Below are 12,352 nucleotides of genomic sequence, written 5' to 3'. Positions count from 1 at the left end.
AACCACACACCATGACCCAAGCTTTTATCTGCGATGCGATCCGCACCCCCTTCGGCCGTTACGGCGGCGCCCTGAGCAGTGTGCGCACCGACGACCTGGGCGCGATCCCGCTCAAGGCGCTGATGGCGCGCAACCCGAATGTCGACTGGCAGGCTGTCACCGACGTGATCTACGGCTGCGCCAACCAGGCCGGCGAAGACAATCGCAACGTGGCGCGCATGGCCGCCTTGCTGGCCGGCCTGCCCATGGACGTGCCGGGCGCCACCATCAACCGCCTGTGCGGCTCGGGCCTGGACGCACTGGGCACGGCCGCGCGCGCCATCAAGTCGGGCGAGGCCACCCTGATGATCGCCGGCGGCGTTGAAAGCATGAGCCGCGCGCCCTTTGTGATGCCCAAGGCCGAAAGCGCCTTCAGCCGCGCCAACGCGGTCTATGACACGACGATTGGCTGGCGCTTCATCAACAAGCTGATGAAAGAAAAGTACGGCGTCGACGCCATGCCCGAAACCGCCGAGAACGTGGCGACCGATTACAAGATCAGCCGCGAAGACCAGGACAAGATGGCGCTGGCCAGCCAGCTGAAAGCCGTGGCCGCGCAAAAGGCCGGCTACTTCGACGCCGAGATCACGCCGGTGACGATTGCCCAGAAAAAAGGCGACCCCATTGTGGTCAGCAAGGACGAGCATCCGCGCGAGACCTCGCTGGAAGCGCTGGCCAAACTCAAGGGCGTGGTGCGGCCCGACGGCACGGTGACCGCCGGCAATGCCAGCGGCGTGAACGACGGCGCCTGCGCGCTGCTGCTGGCCGATGAGGCCACGGCCGCAAAGAACGGCCTCACGCCGAAGGCGCGAGTGGTTGGGATGGCGACGGCCGGCGTCGCGCCGCGCATCATGGGCATAGGCCCGGCGCCGGCCACGCAAAAAGTGCTGGCGCTGACCGGCCTCACGATGGCGCAGATGGACGTGATCGAACTCAACGAAGCTTTTGCCGCGCAAGGCCTGGCCGTGCTGCGCATGCTGGGTGTGCAGGACGACGACCCACGCGTCAACCCCAACGGCGGCGCGATCGCGCTGGGCCATCCACTGGGCGCCTCCGGCGCGCGGCTGGCGACCACGGCCGTCAACCAGCTGCACAAAGGCGGCGGGCGCTATGCGCTGGCTACCATGTGCATAGGCGTGGGGCAGGGCATCGCGGTGATTCTCGAGCGCGTCTGAGCGGCTTCAGTGAATTCCCCGCGGCCTGCCCTGTGGTGGGCCGCGTTGCCGGATAACATGGCGCCTCCCGTTCCTTTGCCTTTTCGCGCCTGCACGCCACGGCGTTGAGCGTTGGTAAACCGAAAGACACGCCGTGAGCTTCCCGCTGATCTCCGACCCCTTTTTCTACGCCGTGGCGATTCCCGCCGTGCTGATGCTGGGCGTCAGCAAAAGCGGCTTCGGCGCGGGCTTCGGGTCCCTGGCGGTGCCGGTGATGGCGCTGGCGGTCACGGTGCCGCAGGCCGCCGCCATCCTGATGCCGGTGCTGCTGCTGATGGACCTGCTGGGGCTGGCGGCCTTTCGCCGCGACTTCGATTTCAAGTTCCTCAAATTCCTGGTTCCCTTCGGCCTGGTGGGCACGCTGGTGGGGGCGCTGCTGTTCAAGGTGCTGGACGCCAAGGTGGTCGCGGCCCTGGTGGGAATATTCACCTTGTTGTTTTTGGCGCAGCGCCTGCTGTTCCCGCCCCGGCCCGACAGCCCGCCGCCGCCGCGCTGGCTGGGAGCGATCCTGACGGTGACCTCGGGGTTCACGAGCTTCGTTTCCCATGCCGGCGGGCCGCCGCTGAGCGCTTACGTGATCCCCATGCGCCTGAGCCCGGTGAAGTTCACGGCCACCATGGCGGCCTTCTTTTTTGTCATCAACCTGTCCAAGTGGATTCCTTACGCCTGGCTGGGCCTGCTGGATCTGCGCAACATGGCGACCTCGCTGGCCTTGCTGCCGCTGGCGCCGCTGGGTGTGTGGATGGGCGTGCGCATGGCGCGCAGCATCAGCCCGGTGTTGTTTTACCGCCTGCTCTACGTCGGCATGCTGTTGACCGGCTGCAAGCTGCTCTGGGACGGCTTCCATTGAGAGAGGGACCGCTCAAAAACCCTCCTGGCGTTGTTGCGCCGCCTTGCCGTGCTGTAGCACTGTCTGCGGCGACGCGCCTAGCCAGGACCGCTTCGCTGGGTTTTGTGAGCAGTCCCTTAGCTCGAATCGCCTCTCGCGTCCAGTGTGACGCCAGTGCGGCCCCATGCCTCAATAGGTTTTAGCCCGGCCCCAGGGACTTTTACCGGCATGCATTTCGCGAATTTCTGTGAGAATCGCGGGCATGAGAACAATATGCTTACATTGCAGTTGACCTTCCCTTCATGACCACCGTTGTCTTTGCCGATCTCGTGGGCAGCACCAGCATGTTCGAACGGCTGGGCGATGAAACCGCGTCGCGTTTCGTGACGCAGCTCATCGGCGTGCTCAGCCAGGTGTTCCAGCAGCACCAGGGCCGGGTCGTCAAGCTGCTGGGCGACGGCCTGTTCGTGGTGTTCCCGAATGAAGGCGACGCGCTCTCGGCCTGCATCAGCATCCAGAAGCGCCTGCAGGAAAAGCCCATCAAGCCCGGCGGCAGCGGCGCACCGGTGCAGATGCAGATGGGCATTGAGTCGGGCGAAGTGGTCGAGATCGACGGCGACTGCTTCGGCGACACCGTGAACTCCGCCGCCCGTCTGGCCGACCTTGCCGGCGCCGCGCAAATCCTCACCACCGAAAACGTCTGGACGGCGCTGCTGCCGGTGCAGAGGGCCGCGCTGCGCAGCATGGGCCCGATGTACCTGCGCGGCCGGGCCGAAGCCAGCCACGTCTACCGGGTCGAATGGCAGACCGGGCGCGACGAAGACGCCACCATGGCCGGCCGCTCCATGTTCGCCTCGCCCAGCCAGGCTTTTCTGGAGCTCAGCTTTGCCGGGCAGACTGTGCGGCTGGACGCCAAAAGCAGCAAGCTGGCGCTGGGCCGGGGCGCCGACGCGGCGCTGAACCTGAACGACCCGCGCGTCTCGCGCATGCATGCCACGCTGGAGTGGCGCGGCGGGCAATTTGTGCTGACGGACGCCTCCAGCTACGGCACCTGGGTCTACCTGGGCAACCAGAGCGAAGCCGTGGTGCTGCGGCGCACCGAGTGCTATCTGGTCGGCAGCGGCCACATCGTGCCGGGTTGCGACCGCAAGGACGACAACGCGCCGCTGGTGGCGTTTTCGATACGCACCTGATCGCCGATGGCTGCGGCGGGCCGGAAAAAGTTACCGTTTTTCAAAGGTTTGCCCGCCCGGCGATGCAAGCTAGAATCGATTTTTGTTTCAAGACGTAGCCGGGCTTCTGGGCAGCCCGCAGGCCATCCCGCCTTTTTTGCCACCCAGCCCATTTCGCCCAATTCCATCTCCTCATGAGTCTCAAGAAGCTTGGCCGATACGATCTGATCAGCGTCCTCGGCAAGGGCGCGATGGGGCTGGTGTACGAGGGACGCGACCCGAACCTGGACCGGCGCGTGGCGATCAAGACCATCAAGGTGGAGAACCTCTCGGAAGAAGCGGCCGCCGAATACGAAGTGCGTTTTCGCACCGAGGCCCGCTCGGCCGCGCGCCTGCAGCACCCGCACATCGTCAGCGTCTACGACTCCGACCGCGACGGCGATATCGCTTTCCTGGTGATGGAGTTCGTCGACGGCGACGACCTTAAACACCACCTGGACAGGGGTGACCTCTACACCTTGGAGCAGACCCTGGGCATCATGGGCGACCTGCTGTCGGCGCTGGATTACGCGCACCGGCAAAGCATCGTCCACCGCGACATCAAGCCGGCCAACCTGCTGATAGAGACCAGCGGGCGGGTCAAGCTCACCGACTTCGGCGTGGCGCGCATCCAGGATTCGGGCGAGGCCACGCGCACGCAGGGCTCCATGGTGGGCACGCTCAAATACATGTCGCCCGAGCAGGTGCAGGGCCGCCCGATAGACGCGCGGGCCGACCTGTTCGCCGCCGGCATCGTGCTATACCAGCTGCTGACGGGCAAGCGGCCTTTCGACGGCGACACCGATTTCTCCACCATCCAGCAGATCGTGGGCCACACGCCCGCCTCGCCCAGCAGCTTCAACCCCAAGCTGCCCGCCGCGATAGACGCGGTGGTGGCAAAGGCCCTGGCCAAGTCGCGCGACCAGCGTTATGCGAGCGCCCAGGACTTCCTCGCCGCGCTGCAGGCCGCGGCCCGCGAAGCGGCCGACACCAAGGTGCTGCCGCCGGCGCTGCCGCCCGGGCCGGGCACCAACTCGACCTGGACGTCGACGCTGCTGGCCGGCGAGGCGCTGGTCGACCTGCAGTCCGGTACCAGCGCCAACATCTCGGTGGTGACGCAGGAACTCGAGCTGGTTTACTGGAAAGAGATCAAGGAGTCCATGGATGTCGAGGACATCCAGGGCTTTCTCACCAGGTTTCCGTCCGGTATCTATGCCGATCTGGCGCGCCGCCGCCTGAAGAAGATGGGTGTGCCCGGCGGTGAGGATTCCGACATCGGCAGGCGCCTGGGCACCGGCACCTTGATCGTTCCGCGTCCAGCGGGCCAGGACGCGTCCGTCCCCGGGGCAAGTGCTTCGGGCACGTCGACCGACATGGCCTGGCAGGCGCTGGAGGAAGCCGCGGCGCAGGCGCCGGTGACATCCCCCGCCATGCCACCCGCACCCGCCGTGGACGACCCGGATGCCACGCGCCTGGGTACGCCGGTCATGGCCATGCCGGCGCAGGCCGAGCCGCCAGCGCAGCCTCAAGTACAACAGCCGCAAGTGCAGGAAGAAGCTTCCGAGTGGCCTGAAACCGTGTTCAGCGACGCCGCCCTGGCACCAGCGGAACCCAAGGCTGCCGCGGCGGCAGTTGCCGCAAACAAGCCTGCGGCGCCGGTTGCCGCCACCGAGCCCTCCGCCAGGCCGGCGAAGACGGAGTCCAGGCGCAAATCCCGCCCGGCCGAGCCGGTTGCCGCCACCGCTAAAACATCCGTACCGACGTCGCGCTACCTTGCCTTGGGCGTGGCGGGCCTGGTGGGTCTTGCAATTCTGGGCATCGGCATCAAACAGTTCAGCAAACCGAAGGCGCCGGTTGCCGAGTCCGTCCAGCCGGCGGCTGCGRCCGACGCCGGTGCAGCGCTCGCGCCGGCGAAGGCTCCGGAGCCGGTGGTGCAGGCCGCGCAGGCTCAGCCCGCGGCGGCGCCGGTTTCGGCCCCGGTGGCGGCTGCCGCGCCCCTGTCACCGGCATCCAAGGCCGCGGCGGCCCAGGCCCTCGCGGCCAGGAAGGCTGCCCTGGAGAAGGAACGGCTTGCCAAACAGCAAGCCGCGCAGGCCAAAACCGGTGGTACCGCAGCTGTGCCCGCAGCCGCCGAGCATGCCGCCGCACCGGCGCCGTCCGTGTCGTCCGGCGACCCGCGCAAGGCCTGCGAAGACCGCATGCTCATCGGTTTCCAGATCTGCATGAACGATCAATGCGCCAAGCCGGCTTTCACCAACCATGCGGTGTGTGTGGAGCGCCGCGCGATGGAGCAGCGGCGGCGCGAGGCCGAACAGCTCAGGCGCTAACTCAGGCGCCAAGCGCGAGGCGGGGACCTCTAAACAGGCTCTTCCCGCCGCCTGCCTGTTTATTCCGCGTTCGGCGCTTCCGGGCCGTCTTGCCAGCCGGCGGGCCGGCGCTGCGCCTGTTGCTGGCGCTCCTGGGCCAGTTGTTCTTCCAGCTGCAGCCGTCCCTGCGTGGCCACGGCGATGACCTTGGTGCGGTCCTTGCGGTGCGGGTACATGCGTTCAAACAGGTCGAGGTTGTGCTGGCGAAAACGCATGGCGGCCTGGCGCGCCTCGTGCGGCGGCTGGCCCAGCAACTCGAGCACGCTGCGCGCGCTGCGCAGGCTGGACTCGAAGACCTCGCGTTCGACCAGCATCACGCCGCGGTCGCGCAGCGCGTTCCAGTGCGTCACGTCGCGCGCGCGGGCGACGATCTGCATCTGCGGGAAGTTCTCGCGCGCGATGTCGACGATCTTGAGCGACTGCTCCATGTCGTCCACCGACAGCACCAGGATCTTGGCGGTGGCCGCGCCGGCGGTGCGCAGCAGGTCCAGGCGTGTGGCGTCGCCATAGAAGACGCGGTAACCGAAAGCGCGCACGGTTTCTATCATCTCGGCGTCGTGGTCCAGCACCGTGGCCGGGATGCCCTGGGCCAGCAGCATGCGGCCGACGATCTGGCCGTAGCGGCCGAAGCCGGCGATGATGATGGGCGCTTCCTGCTGCTCGGAGATTTCCTCCATCTGGGGCAGGTTGCAGTTGGCGTAGCGCGGCACCCAGAATTTGTCGACAGCCACCAGCAGCAGCGGGCTCAGCAGCATGGACAGCGCCACCGCGCCTATCAGCAGCGATGCGGTCTCGGCGGAAAACACCTGGGCGCCGGCGGCTGCCTGGAACACCACGAAGGCGAACTCGCCGCCCTGTGCCAGCAGCACCGCGAACACCGGGCGCTCCTGGAAGGGCAGTTTCATGAGTTTGGCCAAGCCGTAGATCACGGCCAGCTTCAGGCCCAGAAAGCCCACCAGGATGACGGCCATCAAGCCGGGCGAGCGCCACAGCACGCCGAAATCGATGCTCATGCCCACGGCGATGAAAAACAGGCCCAGCAGCAGGCCCTTGAAGGGCTCGATGTCGGTTTCCAGCTCGCGCCGGTATTCGCTTTCCGCCAGCAGCACGCCGGCCAGGAAGGCGCCCAGCGCCATGGACAGGCCGACGAACTGCATCAGCGCCGCGATGCTGACCACCAGCAACAGCGAGGCCGCCGTGAAGATTTCAGGCGTGCCGCTGTTGGCGATCCAGCGCAGCAGCGGGCGCAGCAGCAGGCGGCCGCCCAGGATGATGGCGGCGATGGCGCCGACGATTTTCAGCGCTTCGAGTGCCCGGCCGCTGTGGCTGACGGCCTCGTTGTCGCCGGCCATGGCGCCCAGCAGCGGCAGCAGCGCCAGGATGGGGATGGCCGCCACGTCCTGGAACAGCAGGATGGAAAAGCCCGCCTGCCCGCTCGAGGTCGGCATCAGGTGGCGCTCGCCCATGGCCTGCAGCGCGATCGCGGTCGACGACAGCGCCAGGCCCAGCCCGGCAACCAGCGCCGTCTGCCAGCCCACGCCGAAGGCCATGGCCGTGCCGGTTAGCAGGGCGGCGCAGCCGAGCACCTGCGCGCTGCCCCAGCCGAAGATGGGCCGGCGCAGGTTCCAGAGGCGTTTGGGTTCGAGTTCAAGGCCGATCAGGAACAACATCAGCACCACGCCGAATTCGGCGAAATGCAGGATGTCCTGCACGTTGGTGACCAGGCCCAGGCCCCAGGGGCCTATGCCTATGCCGGCGGCCAGGTAGCCGATGATGGAGCCCAGGCCGAGTTTTTTGGCCAGGGGTACCGAGATCACCGCCGCCGCAAGATAGATAAAGCTGTTGACCAGCCAGGTTGGCGCGTGCTCCATCAGAGGGCCCTCACGGCAGCAGCGCCGGCTTCGTGCTCGACAAGCCGGTCTTTCATGGGCACCACGCAGGCGGCGCACTGCTCCAGGTCTTCGAGTTCGGGCCAGTCCGGGTAGCTTTGCAGGCGCTGGCTGAAGGTGGCGATGTGGCTGGCGACGATCTGCCGGTCGACGCTATGGGCGCCGTGCAGCACCAGCGGCGGCAAAAAGCGCATGCCGCACAGCGCCGCACTTTGTTCATACGGGGGCAGGAAAGCGTCAAAAAAGTAGCGGTTGTAGCCTTGCGGGTGGTAAGACTCCTCGGGGCCGCCGGTGGTGGCGACCAGCCACAAGTCCTTGCCTTGCAGCGCCCGGCCCTTGCCGTGGTTCTCGTCGCCGTGGCCTTCGCCGTAAGCCCAGCCGTAGCTGAAGACGTCGTCGAGCCAGAGCTTTTGCAGCGGGGGCATGGAATACCACTGGATGGGGTGCAGCAGCACCACCAGCTGCGCGCGTTCCAGGGCGGCCTGCTCCCTGGGCACGTCGATGGCGTAGTCCGGATAACTCGAGTAAAGGTCTTGCACCCGCACGCGGGGCTGGGCCCGCGCGGCCTCCATCAGGGGGCGGTTGACCCGCGATTCGCGCCAGGCCGGATGGGCTGCAATGACATAAATGTCAGGGTTGGCGGTCTGGCCCGTGGGTTTTTCTGTGGTTGTGATAACGCTGTCCATGCCGTTACCATAGCGGAAAAGCAAGACCAAGAGTTCCCAGGAACGACAAGTTCCAAACTGAGGAGATTCGCATGCCCGTGGTTGTGATCGCCAATCCGAAGGGGGGCGTCGGCAAAACGACGCTGGCCACCAACGTTGCCGGATATTTCGCCAGCCAGGGCCATTCGGTCATGCTGGGGGATGCCGACCGGCAGCAGTCTTCGCGGCTGTGGCTGGGCCTTAGGCCGCCGGCCGCCCGGCAGATCGCCACCTGGGATGTGAACGCCGACCTGATCGTCAAGCCGCCCAAGGGCACGACGCACGTGGTGCTGGACACCCCCGGCGGCCTGCACGGCTGGCGCTTCAACGACGTCCTCAAGCTGGCCGACAAGGTCATCGTGCCGCTGCAGCCCAGCGTGTTCGACATCTTCGCCACCCGCACCTTCCTGGACCAGCTCGCCGAACACAAACACGCCGGCAAGATGCAGGTCGGCATCGTCGGCATGCGCGTGGACTCGCGCACCATTGCCGCCGACAAGCTGCGCGGCTTCGTCGAAGGCCTGGGGCTACCGGTGCTGGGTTACCTGCGTGACACGCAGAACTACATCCACCTGGCGGCCCGCGGCCTGACGCTGTTCGACGTGGCGCCCAGCCGGGTCGAAAAAGACATGGAGCAGTGGAAAGCCATCTGCCAGTGGCTGGACCGCTGAGAGCGGGTTTTTGCGCGGCGGCTTGTCGCTGAGCCGACAAAGCGCGCGCATGGGTGCCGTTACAGTGGCGCCATGAGAATTTTTGCAACACTGGCCGAGCTGGCCGCCTGCACCGGCCAGGAGGTCGCCGTCAGCGACTGGATCACCATTACCCAGCAGCAGGTCAATCTGTTTGCCGAAGCCACGGGCGACCACCAGTGGATACACGTCGATGTCGAAAAAGCCGCTGCCGGGCCGTTTGGCGGGCCGATCGCGCACGGCTTTTTGACCTTGTCGCTGCTGCCGCGCTTTTTTGAGTCGTCTTTTGACATCACCGGCTCGCGCATGGGCGTGAACTATGGCCTCAACAAGGTGCGCTTCACGGCGCCGGTGCCGGTGGGTAGCCGCCTGCGGGGGCGCATGAAGCTGCTGGCGGCCGAGGCCATTGCCGGCGACGGCATGCAGATGAACTGGGAAGTGACGGTGGAGCGTGAGGGCTCCGCCAAACCGGTGTGCGTGGCCGAGTCGCTGGTGCGGCGCTATCCCTGAGCAGGCGGGAGACCGGGCGCCTAGATGCGCAGCAGCTGGCCGGCCGGCAGCCAGCCCTCAAACACCTCGATCAGGCTGTTGATGCGCTCAGCCGCTTCACCCTGGCTGTGCGCCTGGGCGATGCACTGGTGAAGGTCGCTGCGCAGCAGCCACAGCTCGGCCGGCGTCTTGGCCACGTTGATCTGGTAGATGACACGCTGGGAGCGCATGTCGCGGCAGTCGTGCAGCAAGGCCAGCAGGCTTTCGCGGACCTGTTCCAGCGGTACGCGGTCGACGGGGCGCCCCGAATCGGAAAAAGCAGGCGCCGCCTTGCCAAAAATACGCTTGATGACCATGTTCACTGAAGACTCCAGCCAGTCTTGTGAACTGGGGCTATGGGAAGGGATAAGGCCGGAATCGCCGGGTGTCGGCATCCACGCGCTTAAAAAAGTCGAAGGGTGAATCATAGGGTTTGTACCTAGTTCCTGGCAAGGCGTTTGGGCCGCCCTCAGATGGACGGTCGCCAGGCTGTCAGCCGGCCGTCAGCCTTGCGCCGCGCCGCCAAAACCATTCTGCCGCCAGGCCTCAAACACCGTGACGGCCACGCTGTTGGAGAGGTTCAGGCTGCGCTGGCCGGGCCGCATCGGCACTTTGAGGCGCTGGGCGGGGGCAAAGGACTCCCGCAGTTCCGGCGCCAGGCCGCGGGTTTCCGCCCCAAACACCAGCCAGTCGCCGGGCTGGAAACGCACGTCGTAGATGCTGCCCGAACCCCGGGTGGTCATGGCAAACAGGCGGTCCGCGGGTGGTTGCTCACTTTCGAGCATGGCCTGCCAGCTGGCATGGCGCAGCAGCTGGGCGTACTCGTGGTAATCGAGCCCGGCGCGGCGCATGTGCTTGTCGTCCATCGAAAAACCCAGCGGCTCCACCAGGTGCAGGCGGCAGCCGGTGTTGGCCGCCAGCCGGATCACGTTGCCGGTGTTGGGAGGGATTTCGGGTTCGACCAGGACAATATTGAACATGCGGAGACCGGGATTCTAGGCGTGTGCTGTGCGTGCGAGCACCACGGCGGTGATGTGCGCGGCGCCCGCATCGCGCAAAGCCTGCGCGGCGGTGTACAGCGAGGCGCCGCTGGTCATCACGTCGTCCACCAGCAGCACGCGCCGGTCCCGCAGTTCCGCCGCGCGCAGCGGGTCGACCTGGAAGGCGCCCCTGACGTTGGCCAGCCGCTCCTTGCGTTTGAGCTGGCTTTGCGGGCGCGTGTGCCTGACGCGCAGCAGCAGCCCGGCGGCGGGGCGGGCGGATGTCTGTGTCTGCCGGGCCAGCGCGGCGCACAGCTCCCAGGCCTGATTGAAGCCGCGTACCTGCAGGCGTTCCGCCGACAGCGGGATCGGAAGCAGCCAGTCTTCGGGCCCCAGTTCGCCGAACACCTGGGCAAGGCCGGGCGACTGCAGCAGCAGGCCGGCAAAAAAGCCGGCCCAGCCGTGGCGCTCGCCGAACTTGTAGCCGGCGACCAGCGTGGACCAGGGATAGGCATAGGCCACACCGGCGAAGGCGCGGTCCAGCGGGGGCGCTTCTATGGCACAGGCGCCGCATAGCGGCGGGCCTGTTCGAATGCCTCCGGAAAGATCGGCCGGCAAGGCAAGGGCGCAGCGCATGCAGCGCAGTGCCAGCGGCGCAAAACGGGCCACGCAAGGCCCACACACCTGCCGCGCGGGCCAGCTGCGGCAGACCGCGCATTGGCTCGCGATGCCGGAGGCAAAGCCGGAAAGGGAGGAGAGGAATGCGGAGGGAGCAAGCAGGCGTGTGAACACCGTGTCAATATACTCGCGTACTTTTCAGCGATACACGTTCTCTTCCTTTGCCTTCTTCCATGACCCCCACCGAACGCCCGCCCACGCTGGACCCGATTGCCGTGGGCCGCTGGGAGCGCAGCGCGCCTTTGGCCTCGCCGTGGCTGCATGAGGAAGTGGCGCGCCGCATGATGGACCGCCTGCAGTGGATCAAGCTGCAGCCCCATGCCTGGGTGCATTGGGGCGCGCTGCGCGGCGGACTGCAGGCCCATGCGCAACTGGCGAAAACCTATCCGCGTGCGACGGCCTTCGTGCTGGAAAACGGGCCGGAGCGCCAACAGCAGGCCATAAAGCACATCGTGGCCCCCTGGTGGAAGCCGCGGCGCTGGACCGCCGTCCCGGTGCGCTTCGAAGCACCGCCGGCCGGCAGCGCCGACATGCTGTGGGCCAATATGGCGCTGCATGAATCGGCCGACCCGCAGGCCTTGCTGGCGCAATGGCACCAGGCGCTCAAGGTCAACGGCTTCCTGATGTTTTCCTGCCTGGGCCCCGACACCGCGAAAGAGTTGCGCGAGGTCTATGTGCAACTGGGCTGGCCGCCCGCGGGCCACGAGCTGACCGACATGCACGACTGGGGCGACATGCTGGTGCAGACCGGTTTTGCCGAACCGGTGATGGACATGGAGCGCATCACGCTGACCTATGCAACGCCCGCACGGCTGCTGCAGGACCTGGCCGAGCTGGGCCGCAATTTCCATCCCGCGCGCTTTCCGGCCCTGCGCGGACGGGCCTGGAAGGCGCGGCTTGAAGACGCGCTGGGCCGCCATCTCGTCAAAGGCGAAGACGGGCGCCTGTCGCTGACCTTCGAGGTCATTTACGGCCACGCTCTGAAGGCGCCGCCCAAGGTCAAGGTCAGCGCGCTCAGCGCGGTGTCGGTGGCCGACATGCGCAGCATGCTGCAAGGCGGACGACCCGGCGCTTGAGAACTTGCTTCGGGGCCGGGCCGTTGCGCGGGCGCCCACAGCGCCTGCCGCGAGCGCCGGTTCAGGGGCTTTTTCAGGGGAGCGGCAGGTCAAACCGGCTACAATTCAGTACAGAATTTTGGGGATGTTCCCAAGCCTCATGCGGCCCG

General features: G+C 66.7%; 12 protein-coding genes. 7 read left to right on the top strand and 5 right to left on the bottom strand.

Features of this window, described 5'->3' with window-relative positions; genetic code table 11:
* The first annotated feature begins 11 nt into the window (after nucleotides 1-11).
* The 4 genes from pcaF (at nucleotide 12) to AC1D1Y_RS00700 (ending at nucleotide 5,620) form a co-directional block, all read left to right on the top strand.
* Entirely contained in the window at nucleotides 12-1,214 is a 1,203-nt protein-coding gene (gene pcaF / locus AC1D1Y_RS00715; RefSeq protein ID WP_477680643.1) for a 3-oxoadipyl-CoA thiolase, read from the top strand.
* A gap of 133 nt (nucleotides 1,215-1,347) precedes the next feature.
* Entirely contained in the window at nucleotides 1,348-2,103 is a 756-nt protein-coding gene (locus tag AC1D1Y_RS00710; RefSeq protein WP_477680642.1) for a sulfite exporter TauE/SafE family protein, read from the top strand.
* A gap of 281 nt (nucleotides 2,104-2,384) precedes the next feature.
* Nucleotides 2,385-3,275, top strand: coding sequence for an adenylate/guanylate cyclase domain-containing protein (locus tag AC1D1Y_RS00705; protein ID WP_436156578.1), 891 nt, complete (start codon nucleotides 2,385-2,387; stop codon nucleotides 3,273-3,275).
* A 173-nt stretch (nucleotides 3,276-3,448) separates the two neighbouring features.
* Entirely contained in the window at nucleotides 3,449-5,620 is a 2,172-nt protein-coding gene (locus tag AC1D1Y_RS00700; RefSeq protein ID WP_477680641.1) for a serine/threonine-protein kinase, read from the top strand.
* A 59-nt stretch (nucleotides 5,621-5,679) separates the two neighbouring features.
* On the opposite strand, the gene kefC is transcribed toward AC1D1Y_RS00700, so the two are convergent.
* Nucleotides 5,680-7,530, bottom strand: a complete 1,851-nt coding sequence (kefC, locus tag AC1D1Y_RS00695) for a glutathione-regulated potassium-efflux system protein KefC (protein ID WP_477680640.1) — start codon at nucleotides 7,528-7,530, stop codon at nucleotides 5,680-5,682.
* A complete protein-coding gene (gene kefF / locus AC1D1Y_RS00690; protein WP_477680639.1) occupies nucleotides 7,530-8,234 on the bottom strand; it encodes a glutathione-regulated potassium-efflux system oxidoreductase KefF in 705 nt (234 codons plus the stop codon). The genes kefC and kefF overlap by 1 nt, the downstream gene beginning before the upstream one ends.
* 71 nt (nucleotides 8,235-8,305) lie before the next feature.
* Here kefF and AC1D1Y_RS00685 point away from each other — a divergent pair, with 71 nt between their 5' ends.
* Nucleotides 8,306-8,923 (top strand): nucleotide-binding protein, encoded by a 618-nt coding sequence (locus AC1D1Y_RS00685; protein ID WP_477653146.1) that lies wholly within the window; start codon nucleotides 8,306-8,308, stop codon nucleotides 8,921-8,923.
* Between the two features lie 72 nt (nucleotides 8,924-8,995).
* Complete coding sequence (locus AC1D1Y_RS00680; protein ID WP_477680638.1) at nucleotides 8,996-9,451, top strand: MaoC family dehydratase; 456 nt, start codon at nucleotides 8,996-8,998, stop codon at nucleotides 9,449-9,451.
* 20 nt (nucleotides 9,452-9,471) lie between these two features.
* On the opposite strand, the gene AC1D1Y_RS00675 is transcribed toward AC1D1Y_RS00680, so the two are convergent.
* The 3 genes from AC1D1Y_RS00675 to AC1D1Y_RS00665 all read right to left on the bottom strand — a co-directional run bounded on the left by AC1D1Y_RS00675 (nucleotide 9,472) and on the right by AC1D1Y_RS00665 (nucleotide 11,085).
* Nucleotides 9,472-9,792 carry a hypothetical protein gene (locus tag AC1D1Y_RS00675; protein ID WP_477680637.1) on the bottom strand — a complete coding sequence of 107 codons (321 nt, stop codon included), beginning with the start codon at nucleotides 9,790-9,792 and terminating at the stop codon, nucleotides 9,472-9,474.
* Nucleotides 9,793-9,972: 180 nt separating this feature from the next.
* Nucleotides 9,973-10,449 (bottom strand): tRNA (uridine(34)/cytosine(34)/5-carboxymethylaminomethyluridine(34)-2'-O)-methyltransferase TrmL, encoded by a 477-nt coding sequence (gene trmL, locus AC1D1Y_RS00670; RefSeq protein ID WP_477680636.1) that lies wholly within the window; start codon nucleotides 10,447-10,449, stop codon nucleotides 9,973-9,975.
* Nucleotides 10,450-10,464: 15 nt separating this feature from the next.
* A complete protein-coding gene (locus AC1D1Y_RS00665) occupies nucleotides 10,465-11,085 on the bottom strand; it encodes a ComF family protein (RefSeq protein WP_477680635.1) in 621 nt (206 codons plus the stop codon).
* A 215-nt stretch (nucleotides 11,086-11,300) separates the two neighbouring features.
* Between AC1D1Y_RS00665 and AC1D1Y_RS00660 the strand changes: the two genes are divergently transcribed.
* Nucleotides 11,301-12,203 carry a methyltransferase domain-containing protein gene (locus tag AC1D1Y_RS00660; protein ID WP_477680634.1) on the top strand — a complete coding sequence of 301 codons (903 nt, stop codon included), beginning with the start codon at nucleotides 11,301-11,303 and terminating at the stop codon, nucleotides 12,201-12,203.
* The last annotated feature ends 149 nt before the right edge of the window (nucleotides 12,204-12,352 follow it).

The organism is Polaromonas sp. P1_G1 (assembly GCF_056405595.1).
This window is presented reverse-complemented; position numbering and strand designations above follow the sequence as displayed.

What these genes read in the sequence shown, in the direction of transcription:
- AC1D1Y_RS00660 (WP_477680634.1), top strand. Translation starts at nt 11,301, where the DNA reads ATGACCCCCACCGAACGCCCGCCCACGCTGGACCCGATTGCCGTGGGC.
- AC1D1Y_RS00685 (WP_477653146.1), top strand. Translation starts at nt 8,306, where the DNA reads ATGCCCGTGGTTGTGATCGCCAATCCGAAGGGGGGCGTCGGCAAAACG.
- AC1D1Y_RS00680 (WP_477680638.1), top strand. Translation starts at nt 8,996, where the DNA reads ATGAGAATTTTTGCAACACTGGCCGAGCTGGCCGCCTGCACCGGCCAG.
- AC1D1Y_RS00705 (WP_436156578.1), top strand. Translation starts at nt 2,385, where the DNA reads ATGACCACCGTTGTCTTTGCCGATCTCGTGGGCAGCACCAGCATGTTC.
- pcaF (WP_477680643.1), top strand. Translation starts at nt 12, where the DNA reads ATGACCCAAGCTTTTATCTGCGATGCGATCCGCACCCCCTTCGGCCGT.
- kefC (WP_477680640.1), bottom strand. Translation starts at nt 7,530, where the DNA reads ATGGAGCACGCGCCAACCTGGCTGGTCAACAGCTTTATCTATCTTGCG.
- kefF (WP_477680639.1), bottom strand. Translation starts at nt 8,234, where the DNA reads ATGGACAGCGTTATCACAACCACAGAAAAACCCACGGGCCAGACCGCC.
- trmL (WP_477680636.1), bottom strand. Translation starts at nt 10,449, where the DNA reads ATGTTCAATATTGTCCTGGTCGAACCCGAAATCCCTCCCAACACCGGC.
- AC1D1Y_RS00665 (WP_477680635.1), bottom strand. Translation starts at nt 11,085, where the DNA reads ATGCGCTGCGCCCTTGCCTTGCCGGCCGATCTTTCCGGAGGCATTCGA.